The organism is Streptomyces sp. NPDC031274 (assembly GCF_055570235.1).
The window spans coordinates 553,533-567,790 of sequence record NZ_JBVIHP010000002.1; the positions used below are offsets into that span (position 1 = coordinate 553,533).

Here is a 14,258-nt window from a genome sequence, read left to right on the forward strand (position 1 = left end):
GTGTTGGGGTTTGTCGGGGTTTCTCCACCCCCCCCCTCGGGTTCCCCCGCCATCAGCTCCCCACACCCCCCCTGTGGACCCCCACGCCCCCCCCCCCCCCCCCCCCCCCAGGCCGTGTCGCGCCCCCGGGGCACACCTCCAGTTCGGGACATCGGCCGAGAATCGGGCATGCGCGGGACCGGGCGGGATATCCAATGCGCTGTGACTGTGCGTCAGCCAGTCGTATACGGACGGAGACCGCTGTGGACGATTCCAGCCTCAAGGCACTGCTCGAGCACCTTCCCGTGTTCTGGTGGGAAGTCGAGGAGCCGTGGCAGGTCCTTGAGCGGGGAGGCGGTGCCTTCGCCGACACGGGCACGGCGCAGCGCTTCCTGGACCGGATGCGCCAGGAACTCTCGGCACCGGGGCATCCGCCGGAGGAGGGCCGCTGGCAGGCCCGGTTCGACGGCCGTACTTTCGACGTCAGTTGGCCCCTGGACGAGGAGGGTGTCCATAGCCGTACGCGCGGCCTCGCGGTGGAGCGTACGCGCGGCCTCGCGGTGGAGGTCGATGCCCGAGCGGCGGCCCCGCGCCGGTACGCGGCCTTCGCGGAACTCGTGGACCTCGCCCCGGCCGCCGCCTTCATCCGGGACTGCGACGGACGCTACCTGTGGGCCAATCACGCCTACGCACACCTCTACGGCACCGTTCCGGAGCAAGTCGTCGGCAAGTGCATCGAGGATTTCGACGCGCCCGCCGACGCCGACCAGTTCCGCGCCCTCGACCAAGAGATCCTCACGCGGGGGACGGCGGTGCGCCACACCCTCGGCTACCGGCGCCAGGACGGCAGCGCGGGCCGGGCGGTCGGCCACCGCTTCCCCGTACGGGAGAACGCGCAGACCTGCGTCGCGGGGATCTACGTGGACGTCACCGACCATCTGCGCGCCATGGTCCAGCGCCAGGAGGCCGAGGAGAACCTGCAGGCCCTGCGCGACCACAGCGGCCTGCCCTGCGCGCTGCTCTCGGCGAACGGACGGGTGGTCGAGGCGAGCGCGGCGGCCGCCGAACTGTTCCGCCTCAGCCTGCCCGACCTGGTCGGCCGCCGCGCACACACCCTGCTCGCCCCCGAGCCCGACCTCGACCGGTTGCACCGCAGGTGGAAAGGCCTGATAGCCCGCCGTGTCAGAAGGGTCGAGACCTCCGCAGTGCTCGTCGACGCCCAGGGGTTGCAGCGCCGCGCGCAGCTCCACCTGACGACGATCGGCCATTCCGCCGCCCGTGCCCGGCACGTCTGGGCCGTCGTCACCCACCAGAGCCTCGCCCACGAGGCCCATCCGTCGCTGACCGCCGCGCAGATCCGCATCCTCTCCCTCCTGGCGGAAGGCAGCAGCAACGGCGAGATCGCCACCTCGCTGCAACTGTCCCGGCAGACGGTCGACTACCACCTCAGCCGACTGCGGCAACTCCTGGGCGCCGCGACCCGTCCAGCGCTCGTCGCCCGCGCCTATGTCCTCGGCATCCTCGCCCCCCGCGCCTGGCCCCCGCGTTCAGCGACGGCGGCTCATCCGCTCAGCACCGTCTGACGATGTCGCGCCCGCCCAGACCTTGCCCGCCCAGGCTCTGCCCGCACAGGACCGCGCGCCGGGGACCGGCCGAGCCGGGCAGGGCCGGGGCGTCCTCCTCACCGACCTCGCTGAAAAGGAACAGCGTGAGCGGCGCCCGGCCCCGGGAGCGCAGATCGGTGAAGTACCAGCTCTCGCCCTCCGGATCATCGACCCGACGGCCGCCTCGCGAGAGGGGTGAGCCCGAGGAGGGCCGCGGTTCTGGTGTAGACGGTGCCGGCGAGAGCGTCGTTCAGGGCCAGGCGCGAAGGGGTGTCCGGCCGGGACTCGCTGAAGAAGCCGCCGCTGGGGCGCGGTGCGGGCGAGGCGCCGGCGAGCCAGACAGGGGTCCGCACGCCTTCGTCCGGGGTGAGGGAGAACGGACGGAACAGCGGGGCGGTCAGCCGCATCAGACCGCCCGCGTTGCTGTTCATCGCGGTGCCCTTGACCATGCCGGGATTGGCGTTGTAGAGGCTCATGCCGTCGGGCAGGCGGTGCGCGAGTTCTCGTGCGGCCAGGAGGCCGACGAGCTTGCTCGTCGCGTAGACGTCGAGCTGGTGGTAGAAGCGCTTGCTGCACCACGTTGTTCCCGCGACATCCGGATCGGAGGCGTCCAGCTTGCCGCGCTTCTCCACGAACGAGGACATGTTGATGATCCGGGCTTCGGGCGCGAGCGCCCCTTCGGTAAGCAGGGCGTGGGTGAGCAGGAACGGGGCGTGGTGATTGAGCGCGTAGGTGCGTTCCACGCCGTCCGGCGTCTGCTCGTACCGGGGGAACGCCGCCCCCGCGTTGTTGATGAGGACGTCCACCGGGCGGCCGTCGGCGGCCAGTTCCGCTGCCAGCGCCCGTACCTGGGACCACTGTTCCAGGTCTGCGGTGTACGTCCTCGGCGGTGCCGCGTCACCGCCCGCAGGAGCGAGGACGCGCAGGCTGTCGGCGGCGGCACGGGTGCGCTTGGCGTCCCGGCCGACGAGGACGACGCTCCGGCCGGCCTCGACCAGGTGACGTGCCGTCACCAGGCCCAGGCCGGAGGATCCGCCCGTGATGACCGCCGTCGCGCTGCCGCTCATCGCTGTTCCCCTTTCGCGGTGTCCTCGACGCCGACGGCGGGCGGGGGGCCGTCGATCACTTCGCGGAGAAGCGTGTGCAGGCGCAGCCTGTTCTCGTGGTCGAGGCGGGCGAAGGGGGAGTGCTCGGTGGTGTGCCCGATGACGCGATCGCGCAGCGCGCATCCCTCGGGGGTGAGCTGGATGACTTTGGCGCGGCGGTCGACGGGGTGGGGCACACGGCGGACCAGGCCGCGCTTCTCCAGCCGGTCGATCATCGCCGTGGCGGTCGAGGCGTCGCACTGCAGGAGGTCGGCCAGGCGGCGCGCGGTCATCTCGTGCCCGCGGCTCAACCTCCACAACGCATCGGTCTGCGTGTCGGTCAGCCCCGCTTCCCGGGCCAGTTCCTTGAGCTCGGTGTGCACCTGGGTGCGGATCGCGAACAGGTAGTCGTGAAGCTCTTCGGTCAGTTGCCGATCATCCATGCTCCCAAACTACATGGATAATCCAATCATGGGAAAATCCATGTAGTTTGGGAGTGTGGGTCATCCGAGTTGGTTCTTCCGTGCCTCCGTGTTCGAGTCGGCCGTCGCCTCGCAGGTCACGTCCTTCGCCGGGAGCTTGCCGGTGAGCAGGTAGCCGTTGACCGCGCCGTCCGTGCACGCGTTGCCGTTCGGATAGACGCCATGGCCCTCGCCGCCGAGGACGGTGACCATTCTCGATCCCTTCAGGTCGGCGTGCAGGGCCTGACCGCTGGGCAGCGGGGTCTGCGGATCCCATTCGTTCTGGACGATCAGGGAGCCGACCTTGTTCTTCACCTTGGTCGCCGGTTCCACGGACTTGTCCCAGAACGCGCAGGGCTTGACGCTGGACACGAAGTCACCGAAGAGCGGGTAACGGCCCTTGTCCTCGATGGCGTCCCGGCGGTAGCTCTCGGGATCGCGGGACCATGCGGCAGAGTTGTCGCCGCACACCACGGCCCAGAGGCTCGCCATCGCGTTGTCGGACGGCGCCTCGGCGGGGTCGGCGGCAGTGCCTTGAGCCCCGCTCCCCTCGGAGCCGGCAGTGCCTTGAGCCCCGCTCCCCTCGGAGCCGACGAGCGCTGCGAGCTTCTTCGCGGAGGTCGGCTTGCCGGCCGCGGCCTTCTTCAGCTCCACGACCCCCTCGGTGGCGGCCTCAGGGGTGAACACCGCCTCACGTATACCGCTGCGGATGTCATCACCGGTGGTCGGCTGTCCGTCCACCTCGATGGGTTTCTCGTCGGCCTGCGCGACCAGGTCCCACAAGGTCCGTTCGACCTTCTTCGGGGTGTCACCGAGGTCGTACTTCTGCGAGCGCTCGGCGGCCCACTCGGTCCACCGGTCGAACGCGGGCTCGGCGCCCGTCGCCCACGATCGCATCATCCCTCGCCAGGCGTGCGTCGGATCGACCGCGCTGTCCAGTACGAAGCGGTCGGCCCGGCGCGGGAAGAGCTGGGTGTAGACGGAGCCCAGGTAGGTGCCGTACGAAGTGCCCACGTACGAGATCTTCTTCTCGCCGAGGATCACCCGGAGCAGATCCATGTCGCGCGCGGTGTTGCGCGTGGTGATGTGCCGGAGCGTGCCGCCGCTCTGCTCCTTGCACTTCTTCGCGACGCCGCGCGCCCAGGCGACGTCCTTGTCGAACGTCTCCTCCTTGTACGGCCGCAGCCAGTTCTCCTCCTCCGGCTTCAGGTCGCAGGAGACCGGGCTGCTCTCTCCCACCCCGCGAGGGTCGAAGCCGATGAGGTCGTACTTCTGCCGCGCGGACTCGGGAAGCCTGTCGCCCATGCTCATCGGCATGTAGCGCCCCGGCATTCCCGGGCCGCCGGGGTTGGAGAACAGGACACCGTGCCGCTTGTCGGGCGCGGTGCTCTTGATCCGGGATATGGCCAGGTCGATTCGCTTGCCCCCGGGGTTCCGGTAGTCCAGCGGGACTTTGATCGTGGCGCACTTGAACTCCGCCGGAGAGTCGGCGTCGCACCGCTTCCACTGCGGCTTCTGCTTCGTGTAACGGTCCAGCGCGCCCTTGGCGGCGGACGGGGTGGCGGTCGACGGGGTGGCGGCCGGAGCTGTGGCCGGAGCGGCGGTGGCCGCCGAGGCGGCGAGCGCGGGAGCCAGCGTTGCCGTGACGCTGACGGCCAACAGGGGCCCCAGGCATCGTCTACGCACGTGATCGTTCCTTTAAGTCGCGTGTAAGCCGCGTGTAAGTCGCGTGTTCGGACAGGAACGATCATTCAGGTGGCGTGCGTCGGGAACATCCGCCGCGCGGACCCAACTCCTCTCCGTCCTGGGAGGTACGGGGCGGCCGAACATGATCCTCTAGGCGTAGGCGGACGGGTTTAACGATCTACCACGTCGGTTTTACGTCAACCTCCGCCATGTATACGGCGTTTGCAGGAATGAAGCCTCCGAGGGTGGATAGCGATGCCCTCAACACCTCGACCCACGTCGCCCGGACACAACCGGGCGAACCAGTCATATCCTGAATGAGAGCGACGCAAGAGAGCTACATAAGAGAAGAATCCCCACAATTGAAGGGTTCTCCATCATCGTGCAACCGGCCCAAGAGTTCGGCGACAACCCTGTCGAAGTACGAGAAACCGGGCACTACACGGAGGAATACGTACCCAGCTTCGTCGAGAAGTGGGACTCACTCATAGATTGGGAGAAACGGGCGGAGAGTGAGGGGACGTTCTTCGTCGACCTGCTGCGCAAGCGGGGTGTACGGAGCGTCCTCGACGTCGCGACGGGCACCGGATTCCACTCGGTGCGCCTGCTCGCCTCGGGATTCGAGACCGTCAGCGCCGACGGCAGTGCCGAGATGCTGTCCATGGCCTTCGCGAACGGTATGCAGCGGGGCGGCCACATCATGCGGGTCGTCCAGGCCGACTGGCGCTGGCTCAACCGCGATGTGCACGGCGAATACGACGCCATCGTCTGCCTCGGCAACTCCTTCACGCATCTGTTCTCGGAGCGCGACCGCCGCAAGGCGCTCGCCGAGTTCTACGCGATGCTCAAGCACGACGGCATTCTGGTCCTCGACCAGCGGAACTACGACGCGATGCTGGACGACGGCTACACCAGCAAGCACAGGTACTACTACTGCGGCGAGGATGTCGCCGTAGAGCCGGAATACGTCGACGAGGGACTGTGCCGCATGCGGTACCGGTTCCCGGACGACTCCGTGTACCACCTCAACATGTTCCCGCTGCGCAAGGACTACACCAGGAAACTCATGACGGACGTAGGTTTCCAGCGGGTGGAGACGTACGGAGACTTCCAGCACACGTACCGCGGCGAGCAGCCGGACTTCTTCGTGCATGTGGCGGAGAAGGAGTACCGCACGGAGGACGAGCAGAGCGGTCCCTACACCGGCGCGGTCGGCACTGCCCGCAGCTACTACAACTCGCCCGACGCGGACACCTTCTACGCCAAGGTGTGGGGCGGCGAGGACATCCACATCGGCCTCTACGAAGACCCGGGCGAACCGATCGCCGACGCCAGCCGCCGTACGGTCCAGCGGATGGCGGGCAAGCTGCCGCTGACCTCGGAGTCGGTCGTCCTCGACCTCGGCTCGGGCTTCGGCGGCTCCGCCCGCCAGTTGGCCGGGGTGCAGGGCTGCCGGGTGATCGCGCTCAACCTGAGCGAGGTCGAGAACCAGCGCCACAAGGAGCTGAACGCGGGCCGCGGCCTGACCGACCGCATCGACGTCGTGGACGGCTCCTTCGAGGACATCCCGTACGGCGACGGTCAGGTCGACGTCGTCTGGTCCCAGGACGCCTTCCTGCACAGCGGAAACCGCGTCAAGGTCCTGGAGGAGATAGCCCGGGTGCTCAGGCCCGGCGGCCACCTGATCTTCACCGACCCGATGGCCGCGGACGACTGCCCTGCGGGCGTGCTCCAGCCGATCCTCGACCGTATCCACCTGGACGACATGGGCTCACCCGGCTTCTACCGCCGGGAGTTGACCAGGCTCGGCTTCGCTCCTGCCGACGACACGGACCGCGGTTTCGAGGAGCACGCCGATCAGTTGACCACGCACTACGCACGCGTGCTCGAGGAGACGGCGCGACAGGAGGCGGACGGTCTGGCCCGGCAGATCAGCCACGACTATCTGACCCAGATGAAGAAGGGCCTCGGCCACTGGATCGACGGGGGCCGCAGCGGGCACCTGACGTGGGGCATCTTCCACTTCGTGCGCGAGTGAGCGGCTGAGCGGTGCCTTCGCGCGGCGGCCGACACGACACAGCTCTGCGTCGGGCCGCCGCGCGTGGGCGGGGCGGTCGTTGTCACCCGCCTTTCTCCTTGGGGCACGTCTCCTTGGAGTATCTCTCCTCGGGGTCGGTCTCTTTGAGGGAGTCCGTCCGCGTACGGGGCGACGCCTGGTGGAGCACCGCGCCGGTGTCGGCGAGGATCCCGCGCCGCGGGGCCTGCTGCCGCTGGGTACCATCGCCCTGGCCGCGCTCGCCGTGCCCTGCTGAACGCCCCGTGCCACCGAAGTCTGAGGTCCATGTCCGAGAACCCATCCTCCGCGGCACCGACCGTGGTGCGGCTCCCTCGCTACACGAAGACGGACCAGAACGAGATCCTCGGCGACGGCGACGACCCCTTCGGTGTTGCCGCGGCAGGCTTGGCCTGGCTGCCCAAAGAAGAACACTTCGGCATCAGACACGGCGACCGGCTGGTGGCACACGCCGGTCTGCTGCGGCTGCCTGTCGCGATCGGCGACACCGATACAGAGGTGATCGGCGTCGGCGGCGTGGCCGTCACCCCCGACATGCAAGGCCGGGGGCTGGCTCGGCTCGTCCTCACAGGGGCACTTGACCACGCGCGCACGATGGGTCCCCAGCACGCGCTCCTGTTCTGCAGGCCTCTTCTCGTGCCGCTGTACCAGCGCCTCGGGTGGCATCTGCTCGACCAGGACGTACGCGTCGAACAACCCGAAAACCGCCTGGTGAGCATGCCGCTGCGGACCATGGTGACGCCCCTGCGCGACAACGCGTACTGGCCTCCAGAGCCAGTCCGCCTGTTCTCCCTTCCGATGTGACAGGGAGACTGTCGCAGAGCCCGGTCTCGCGGGCAGGAACTACGGGGGAGCGAACAGCACATGAGCAGGACCACGACCGTCGTGCGCCGACCGGCGCGCGTCATGATCGTCACCGTGGCCTTGAGCGCACTGGCGGCGTGCGGCGGCACTGAATCGGACGGCAGCGCTCCGGAACCGAGCGCCAGTGCTCCGGCCAGGACATTGACCGCCGGGGAGATCGAGACCGCCGCGGTCGACGGCAGCGATGTGCCGGATCATCAGGTGGGCGCCAGGGAAGCGGCCGACCGGTACGAGGACTCCGAGGTGAGCACGAGCAGGCCGGAGTGCGCGGTGCAGGTCAAGGCGGCGCTCGGCATGAGCCTGGGTGACCCCGCGTCCACGGCGCAGCGCACCGCGATGGGTCACCCGCGGGGAGCGAAGCCCGCGGCGGGTGACCTCGTCAAGACGACGGTGACCTTGGCGTCGTACAAGGGCAAGGGGGAGGAGAAGGTCCTGTACGACGTGGGCAGTGCCAGTACGGCGTGCCCCTCCGGCTTCACCTCGACGGTCCGCGGTGAACAGACCCCGATGCAGTCGCCCCCGCAGGGGGGCGACCCTCAGCATCTCGATTTCGCCGACGAATTCGCGTGGTTCACGCTCACCGGTCGGCAGGGCGCTGACGCCCCCGTCCGCAAGGTGCTGATCGTGCGCTCCGGGCACACGCTCGGCTTCTTCAGCCGAACGTATCCCGCCGCGGACACCTCGCCGACGGCGATGTCCTTCCCTGTCGACGTGGCGCGGGCCCAGTGGAAGAAGCTCGCCGCCGAGTGACTGAACCGCGTGTTCACCGTGGCGTGCCGGACCCGGCCGTCGGCAGATAGCGCGGTGCTCGCCAGGCCTTCAGGTGGTGCTCCACCGCGGCGCCCAAGGACAGGAGATCGGCGTCCTGGTGGTCACCGGCCATCAGGAGCAGGCCGACCGGCAGTTCGTCCACGGACCCGGCGGGCACCGAGAGGGACGGATATCCGGCGACGGCTGCCGGGGTGGATGAGGGGATGACGTCGTTGTCGCCGCGCGCGCAGTCGGTCGTCCAGGCGGGCGGGTTCGTGGGTGCGGCGATGGCGTCCAGGTGATGGGCGGCCATGGTCTCGTCGATGGAGCGCCGGGAGAGGTCCTTCAACTCGGCTCGCATGGCCCGGTACTTGGGGTCGGTGGTGGGCGGCGCGGCAAGGGCCTGCTCGAACAGCTCCTGGCCGGCGAAACAGGTCTGTTCCTCGGCGTGGTCGCGGTTGAACTTGATCAGCTCGGCAAGGTTTCGGGGTCCGTCGCGTGTACCGAGGTAGGCGTCGATGTCTCGGTGGAACTCGCTGAGCAGCGCCGGGAATTCGAGTTCGGCGAGCCGCGCCTGGTACGGGGGTGTCACCTCGACGACCTCGGCTCCGGCCTTGCGCAGCTTCTTCGCCGTACGGGACATCACCGCGTCCACGTCGGACCCGAGCGAGGGAAGGCGCCACAGTCCGATCCGCTTCCCGCGGAGGCTGGCACCGTCGCCACGTGCGTTCACGCCACGTGCGTTCTCGCCTTGTGCGCCCTTGCCACGCGCGTCCTTGCCACCGCTCAGCACCGAAAGCGTGAGCGCGGTGTCGATCACGTTGCGCGCCATGGGTCCGGCCGTGTCCTGCTCGGCGGAGATCGGCACCACACCCGACTGGCTGACCAGGCCGAGGCTGGGCTTGTGGCCGACGATGCCGTTCATCCCGGCCGGGCACACGATGGAGCCGTCCGTCTCGGTGCCGATCGCCACCTGAGACAACGACGCGGCGAGCGCGGCGGCCGAGCCGGCGGAGGAACCGCACGGATTCCGGTCGAGGACGTAGGGGTTGTCGGTCTGCCCGCCCACTGCCGACCACCCTGAAGTCGGCTTCGCCGCACGGAAGTTGGCCCACTCGGACAGATTGGTCTTGCCGAGGATCACCGCCCCCGCCTTCCGCAGCCGGGTCACCAACGCTGCATCGGTGTCGGGCGGACTCCCGGCGAGGGCCAGCGATCCGGCCGTCGTCGGCATGTCGCGGGTGTTCACGTTGTCCTTGAGCAGAACGGGGATGCCGTCCAGCGGTCCGAGTGTCTTGCCACGCCGGTGCCTGGCGTCGCTGGCGGCCGCCTGGCGCAGGGCCGTCGGGCTGGTACGCAGCACCGAGTGAATCTTGGGATCGACGTCCTCGATCCGCCGCAAGTAGGCCCGGGTCAGCTTCGACGAGGTGAGTGAACCGCCTGCCATGCGCGCCTGCAACTCCGGAATCGTCACGGTGTCCAGGTCGATCCCGGGTGCGAGAGGTGATCCGATCGGCGGTGCTGAGCTGTCGGCGCCATGCTCGGCGGCTTGCGCGCCAGTTGCGGATCGCGCGCCAGTAGCGGCTTGCGCACCAGTACTCGGTACGCCTGTCAGAAGGGACCCCGCGACAAGGGCGGCGGTCATTGCGGCAATGCTCCTCTTCCCCATGCGGATCAGCGGACTACACGGGCAGCGTCCGGCGCAAGGGGGTGGAGAGACGTCGTCACCCGGCGTCGACCGCCTGGCGTCGGTCACCCCGTGTCGGCCGCCCGGCGTCGGTCACCCGCGCCGCCAGCACTTCATTTCTGGACCAGACGGCGCAATGCGCGCTGCGCCAGTGGCGCATACGCCACCACGACCAGCGCGGGGCCGTCGATGTGCAGCTCGGTCTCCGTGCCGGACGGAGTGCGGGCTCGGACGGCGTGCCACAGGCGCATCCGTACCGGGCCCGCCTGGACCCGCCACCGCCAGGTGTGGGCCTGATGGTCGACGGCCTCGATGACGAAGGCGACGCCGGGTCCCACCACGGGCACCACCCGGCCGCGCATGCCCGCCCGCAGCTCGGCCTCCGCCTCCACGGCCCGGATCTGCGGGGCCCACGTGGGCCAGGCCGCCGTCCGTACGTATCGCTGCCAGACCGTCTCCATGCTTGCCGCGCCCACTGCGTGCACCGTTCTTCTCACCTCCCCACCATGCTCGCGGAAAGGCGGTTTGTGCCTGCTGAGCATTGCCTGCTGAGTACTGCCTGCTGAGCGGTCCCGTCCGGTCTACGTGCTGGCCTCAGGTCGGCATGACCGGCCCGTGACCAGGTTGTCGGTGGCGGCGGAGACGACGGAATCGAGCCGATTCCGGGCGTGTGTCAGGTCGGTGATGCGCTGGTCGATGTGGTCGCGCTCGGTGGCCAGCCGCTCGAGCAGCCCCGGAGTGGCGTTGCCGTCGACGACGCACGGCATCAGCTCCACGATCGTCTTGCTGGAGAGCCCGGCGGCGTAGAGCTGCTGGACCAGTTCGACCTGGTCGACCGCGCTCTGTGGATAGTGGCGCTGACCGCTGGGGCTGCGCTCGGACGTCAGCAGGTGCTGTTCCTCGTAGTAACGCAGGGCTCTGACGCTGACGCCGGTCCGGGCGGCGAGTTCTCCGATGCGCACGTGCCCTCCTTCATGACGCACACGACGTACATGACGTACATGACGCACGCCCATGACTTGCCTCTGACGTCGACGTCAGGTTTTAGCGTAACTCGCGTGCGGGGCCGCTCGCCCCGTCCCGTCCCGCCGATCGCACCATCCATGGCCCGCATCACGTGAAAGAAGCGCATCCCATGATCAATCCAGCACCTGCGAGGACCGGCGCCACCGGCGCCACCGCATCCGTCTCCGCTCCCGTCTCTGCCCCCGCCCCCGCTCCCGCCCCCGCCCCGATCGTCTCGGTGAAGCCGATCGTGCTGTCCGCCCCGGAACGCGGCGAGGACCTGCACGTACGCGTATCCGCCCCGGCCACCGGGCACGACCTGCCGATCGTTCTCTTCGCGCACGGGTTCGGCTCGAACCTGGACGGCTACGCGCCGCTGGTGGAGCACTGGGCCGCTCACGGCTTCGTGGTGATTCAGGCGACCCATCTCGACTCCAAGAGGCTGCACCTCGCCGCGGACGACCCCCGCAAGCCTCAGTCGTGGCGCCACCGCGTGCAGGACATGAAGCGCATCCTCGACGAGCTCGACACGCTGGAGGCCGCCGTTCCCGGCCTGACCGGGCGAGTGGACCGCCGTCGGATCGTCGCGGCCGGGCATTCCTTCGGCGGGCAGACGGCAGGCATCCTCGTGGGTCTGCGCGTGGTCGACCCGCGGACCGGGATCGCGGAAGACATGTCCGACCCCCGGGTCCGGGCGAGCATCTTGCTGGCCACAGCAGGCAGAGGAGGCGACGGCCTGACCCCCTTCGCCCACGACAACCTGCCCTGGCTGCGGGACCAGGACTTCTCCCACATCACCGCGCCGACTCTGGTGGTCGCCGGGGACAAGGATGAACTCCCGCTCTCCACCCGGGGAGCTGCCTGGACGACCGACCCGTACACCCTGAGCTCAGGCGACAAGCATCTGCTCACCGTCTTCGGCGGCCAACACTTCCTCGGCGGCATCTCCGGCTACGAGGCGGCGGAGACCACCGACGAGAGCCCCGAGCGCGTGGCCCTGATCCAGCAGGTCACCCTCGCCTACCTGCGCCACGTCACCGACATCGCCGACACCGACTGGGCGGCGGCCCGAACCGCCCTGGCGGAGGGTTCCCACCCACTGGGGCGGCTGGAGTCGAACGAAGCGTGACGTCGGATCACATACCGGTGCGTTGGCGCCGTGGTGGCACATCGCTTCCGGACGACAGCCATCTCGACGGCGCGGGACAGTCATTCGAGTCGAACAGATGCTCATCCAAGGGAAAGTCGGGGAAGTAGATCGTCTCCGCTTCTCCGGCGAGAACGGAGAGCAGGAGGAGGTACATGAGTGGGGGTGGTATGCCCAGTAGTCCTGAGGCAGAGCGGTGCCGAGTTGCTGCTCCACGGCGGCCCAATCTCGTGAGCGGCGGGGGCCGGTAGAGGGAACCAGCACGGTAAGGCATTCAACGGCGGAGAGCATCAGGATCGGCTTCCTTGCCGCCAGGGCCCCGTGTCAGGCGCGGCCAAGGACACAGAACTCGTGGTCCTCCGGGTCGGTCAGGCACTTCCACGGGACCTCGCCCTGGCCGAGGTCGAGATCGGTGGCGCCCAGGGCCCGCAGCCGGGACACCTCCGCCTCCTGATCATCACCGGGGTACGGCAGCAGGTCGATATGAACGCGGTCCGGCACTGTCTTCTCGTCGGGTGTGCGGAGGAACTCGAGATACGGGCCAACGCCCTTGGCGGAGCGCAGCACCGCACGATCGTCGGTCACCTCGTGCAGGGTCCAGTCCATCGCCTCGCCCCAGAACCGCGCCATCGCCCGCGGATCCACGCAGTCGATCACCACCGCGGCGATCGGCCCGGTGTCCCGGTAGATCTCCCGGGGTTCGAGCACACAGAACTCGTTGCCCTCCGGGTCGGCGAGGACCGTCCACGGCACGTCGCCCTGGCCCACGTCGACGGGCGTCGCACCAAGCGCCTGGAGGCGCGTGACCAGCTCCACCTGATGGGCCGTGGAGGTGGTGGCGAGATCGAGGTGCGCACGGTTCTTGGTCGCCGTCTTGGGCTCCGGGACGGTGACGACGTCGACGCAGACGGCGACCGCGTCCGGCCAGACGAAGCCGCCTCCGGGTTCGACGTTGGTCACGCCGGGGGCCTCGCTGGAAACACCCCAGCCGAGCGCCTCCGCCCAGAACTGACCGACCAGCGAGTCGTCAAGAGCCTTCACGTTCACATTTACGGGTCGCAGTGCCATGCGGGCGACCCTATGCACTTTGCAATGACTTTCGTAGGTGCCGTCGCCAAACAGAGATCAACTCGCTCACCAGCCGCAACGCTCGCCGCCGACGGCGGCTGCACCGCCGCCTAGAGGTCCTGTCAGATCGAGGCGCCGTCACCCGGTGAAGGCGCGGCGCACGGGCGCAGGACCATGAGCGAGCCTTCCGACGCCGCCACCATGGCGAAGGGAAACCGGTCGAGCTCAATACAGAGTGCGACGTCATCAGGGTGAACTCCTTGACGCACACCCTCCGTCAGCTCGGCGGCGGCACGCGACTCGGCGGCGCGGCGAAGGAACCCGGCAGCATCCGTCGCATCCCCGGTGGCTCTCCGAGCGATGTACTGAGCGCACGCCAGATCCTCGTCGGCCTGTCCGTCTTCGCCGGTGACGACGAACGTGACACCGTCACCGCTGCGTGTCCGCAGGAGCCGAGCCGTCGCCTCCGCCACCACGAAGCCGGCGCACAGCACCAGCGACGCGTCCTTGACCGCGAGGGCGCCGACCGTCCCCGCGGTGGTCTTCTGCACGACGGTCCGTCCGCCGAGGTCGACGGACCGCAGCAGGCCGGGCGAGTTGACCAGGTCGAACCCGGGCGCGGGGGGTCCGTCTTTGAGGGCCACCCGGTCCGGGTGGCGAGACTTGAGCGCCAGAGCGTCTTCCAGCGACTCAGCGAGAACGATCTTCTCCGCCCCCTGGGCAAAGGCCCAGGCGGCCACGGTGAAGGCGCGCATGACGTCGACCACGACCGCCACGGACGGCGCCTCGACCAGCTCGGTGATGCCGACGAAACGAGTGTCCATGCCGGTCATGATCGTGCACGCCCG

The 14,258-nt window shown here is 69.0% G+C and carries 14 protein-coding genes and 1 pseudogene; 5 read left to right on the top strand and 10 right to left on the bottom strand.

What is annotated here, in order from left to right:
* Positions 1–242: 242 nt before the first annotated feature.
* Positions 243–1,562 carry a PAS domain S-box protein gene (locus tag ACZ5CR_RS05370; RefSeq protein WP_468853757.1) on the top strand — a complete coding sequence of 440 codons (1,320 nt, stop codon included), beginning with the start codon at positions 243–245 and terminating at the stop codon, positions 1,560–1,562.
* A gap of 85 nt (positions 1,563–1,647) precedes the next feature.
* On the opposite strand, the pseudogene ACZ5CR_RS05375 reads toward ACZ5CR_RS05370, so the two are convergent.
* The 4 genes and pseudogenes from ACZ5CR_RS05375 to ACZ5CR_RS05390 form a co-directional block, all read right to left on the bottom strand.
* A pseudogene (locus ACZ5CR_RS05375) lies at positions 1,648–1,746 on the bottom strand (phytanoyl-CoA dioxygenase); the annotation flags it as partial.
* A gap of 1 nt (position 1,747) precedes the next feature.
* A complete protein-coding gene (locus tag ACZ5CR_RS05380; protein WP_468853759.1) occupies positions 1,748–2,650 on the bottom strand; it encodes an SDR family NAD(P)-dependent oxidoreductase in 903 nt (300 codons plus the stop codon).
* A complete protein-coding gene (locus tag ACZ5CR_RS05385; protein ID WP_468853761.1) occupies positions 2,647–3,111 on the bottom strand; it encodes a MarR family winged helix-turn-helix transcriptional regulator in 465 nt (154 codons plus the stop codon). Before ACZ5CR_RS05385 ends, ACZ5CR_RS05380 begins: the two co-directional genes overlap by 4 nt.
* A gap of 60 nt (positions 3,112–3,171) precedes the next feature.
* Positions 3,172–4,815 carry an alpha/beta hydrolase gene (locus tag ACZ5CR_RS05390; RefSeq protein WP_468853763.1) on the bottom strand — a complete coding sequence of 548 codons (1,644 nt, stop codon included), beginning with the start codon at positions 4,813–4,815 and terminating at the stop codon, positions 3,172–3,174.
* A 382-nt stretch (positions 4,816–5,197) separates the two neighbouring features.
* Between ACZ5CR_RS05390 and ACZ5CR_RS05395 the strand changes: the two genes are divergently transcribed.
* Complete coding sequence (locus ACZ5CR_RS05395; protein WP_468853766.1) at positions 5,198–6,853, top strand: glycine/sarcosine N-methyltransferase; 1,656 nt, start codon at positions 5,198–5,200, stop codon at positions 6,851–6,853.
* An 82-nt stretch (positions 6,854–6,935) separates the two neighbouring features.
* Here the strand turns inward: ACZ5CR_RS05395 and ACZ5CR_RS05400 are convergent, their stop codons facing one another.
* Positions 6,936–7,172 carry a hypothetical protein gene (locus tag ACZ5CR_RS05400; RefSeq protein WP_468853767.1) on the bottom strand — a complete coding sequence of 79 codons (237 nt, stop codon included), beginning with the start codon at positions 7,170–7,172 and terminating at the stop codon, positions 6,936–6,938.
* Here ACZ5CR_RS05400 and ACZ5CR_RS05405 point away from each other — a divergent pair.
* Positions 7,157–7,693, top strand: coding sequence for a GNAT family N-acetyltransferase (locus ACZ5CR_RS05405; protein ID WP_468853768.1), 537 nt, complete (start codon positions 7,157–7,159; stop codon positions 7,691–7,693). The two genes, ACZ5CR_RS05400 and ACZ5CR_RS05405, sit on opposite strands and share 16 nt — an antisense overlap.
* 60 nt (positions 7,694–7,753) lie before the next feature.
* Positions 7,754–8,503, top strand: a complete 750-nt coding sequence (locus ACZ5CR_RS05410; protein ID WP_468853770.1) for a hypothetical protein — start codon at positions 7,754–7,756, stop codon at positions 8,501–8,503.
* 13 nt (positions 8,504–8,516) lie between these two features.
* On the opposite strand, the gene ACZ5CR_RS05415 is transcribed toward ACZ5CR_RS05410, so the two are convergent.
* The 3 genes from ACZ5CR_RS05415 to ACZ5CR_RS05425 form a co-directional block, all read right to left on the bottom strand.
* The gene (locus ACZ5CR_RS05415) at positions 8,517–10,172 is read right to left on the bottom strand and encodes an amidase (protein WP_468853772.1); all 1,656 of its coding nucleotides are present in this window, start codon (positions 10,170–10,172) and stop codon (positions 8,517–8,519) included.
* A gap of 131 nt (positions 10,173–10,303) precedes the next feature.
* The gene (locus ACZ5CR_RS05420; RefSeq protein WP_468853774.1) at positions 10,304–10,675 is read right to left on the bottom strand and encodes an SRPBCC family protein; all 372 of its coding nucleotides are present in this window, start codon (positions 10,673–10,675) and stop codon (positions 10,304–10,306) included.
* A 96-nt stretch (positions 10,676–10,771) separates the two neighbouring features.
* Positions 10,772–11,152: a MerR family transcriptional regulator gene (locus ACZ5CR_RS05425; protein ID WP_468853775.1), complete on the bottom strand. Its 381-nt coding sequence runs from the start codon at positions 11,150–11,152 to the stop codon at positions 10,772–10,774.
* A gap of 173 nt (positions 11,153–11,325) precedes the next feature.
* Between ACZ5CR_RS05425 and ACZ5CR_RS05430 the strand changes: the two genes are divergently transcribed.
* Positions 11,326–12,324: an alpha/beta hydrolase family protein gene (locus tag ACZ5CR_RS05430; protein ID WP_468853777.1), complete on the top strand. Its 999-nt coding sequence runs from the start codon at positions 11,326–11,328 to the stop codon at positions 12,322–12,324.
* 342 nt (positions 12,325–12,666) lie between these two features.
* Here the strand turns inward: ACZ5CR_RS05430 and ACZ5CR_RS05435 are convergent, their stop codons facing one another.
* Positions 12,667–13,410, bottom strand: coding sequence for a VOC family protein (locus tag ACZ5CR_RS05435; RefSeq protein ID WP_468853778.1), 744 nt, complete (start codon positions 13,408–13,410; stop codon positions 12,667–12,669).
* A gap of 122 nt (positions 13,411–13,532) precedes the next feature.
* The gene (locus ACZ5CR_RS05440) at positions 13,533–14,234 is read right to left on the bottom strand and encodes a 2-phosphosulfolactate phosphatase (protein WP_468853781.1); all 702 of its coding nucleotides are present in this window, start codon (positions 14,232–14,234) and stop codon (positions 13,533–13,535) included.
* Positions 14,235–14,258: the final 24 nt, after the last annotated feature.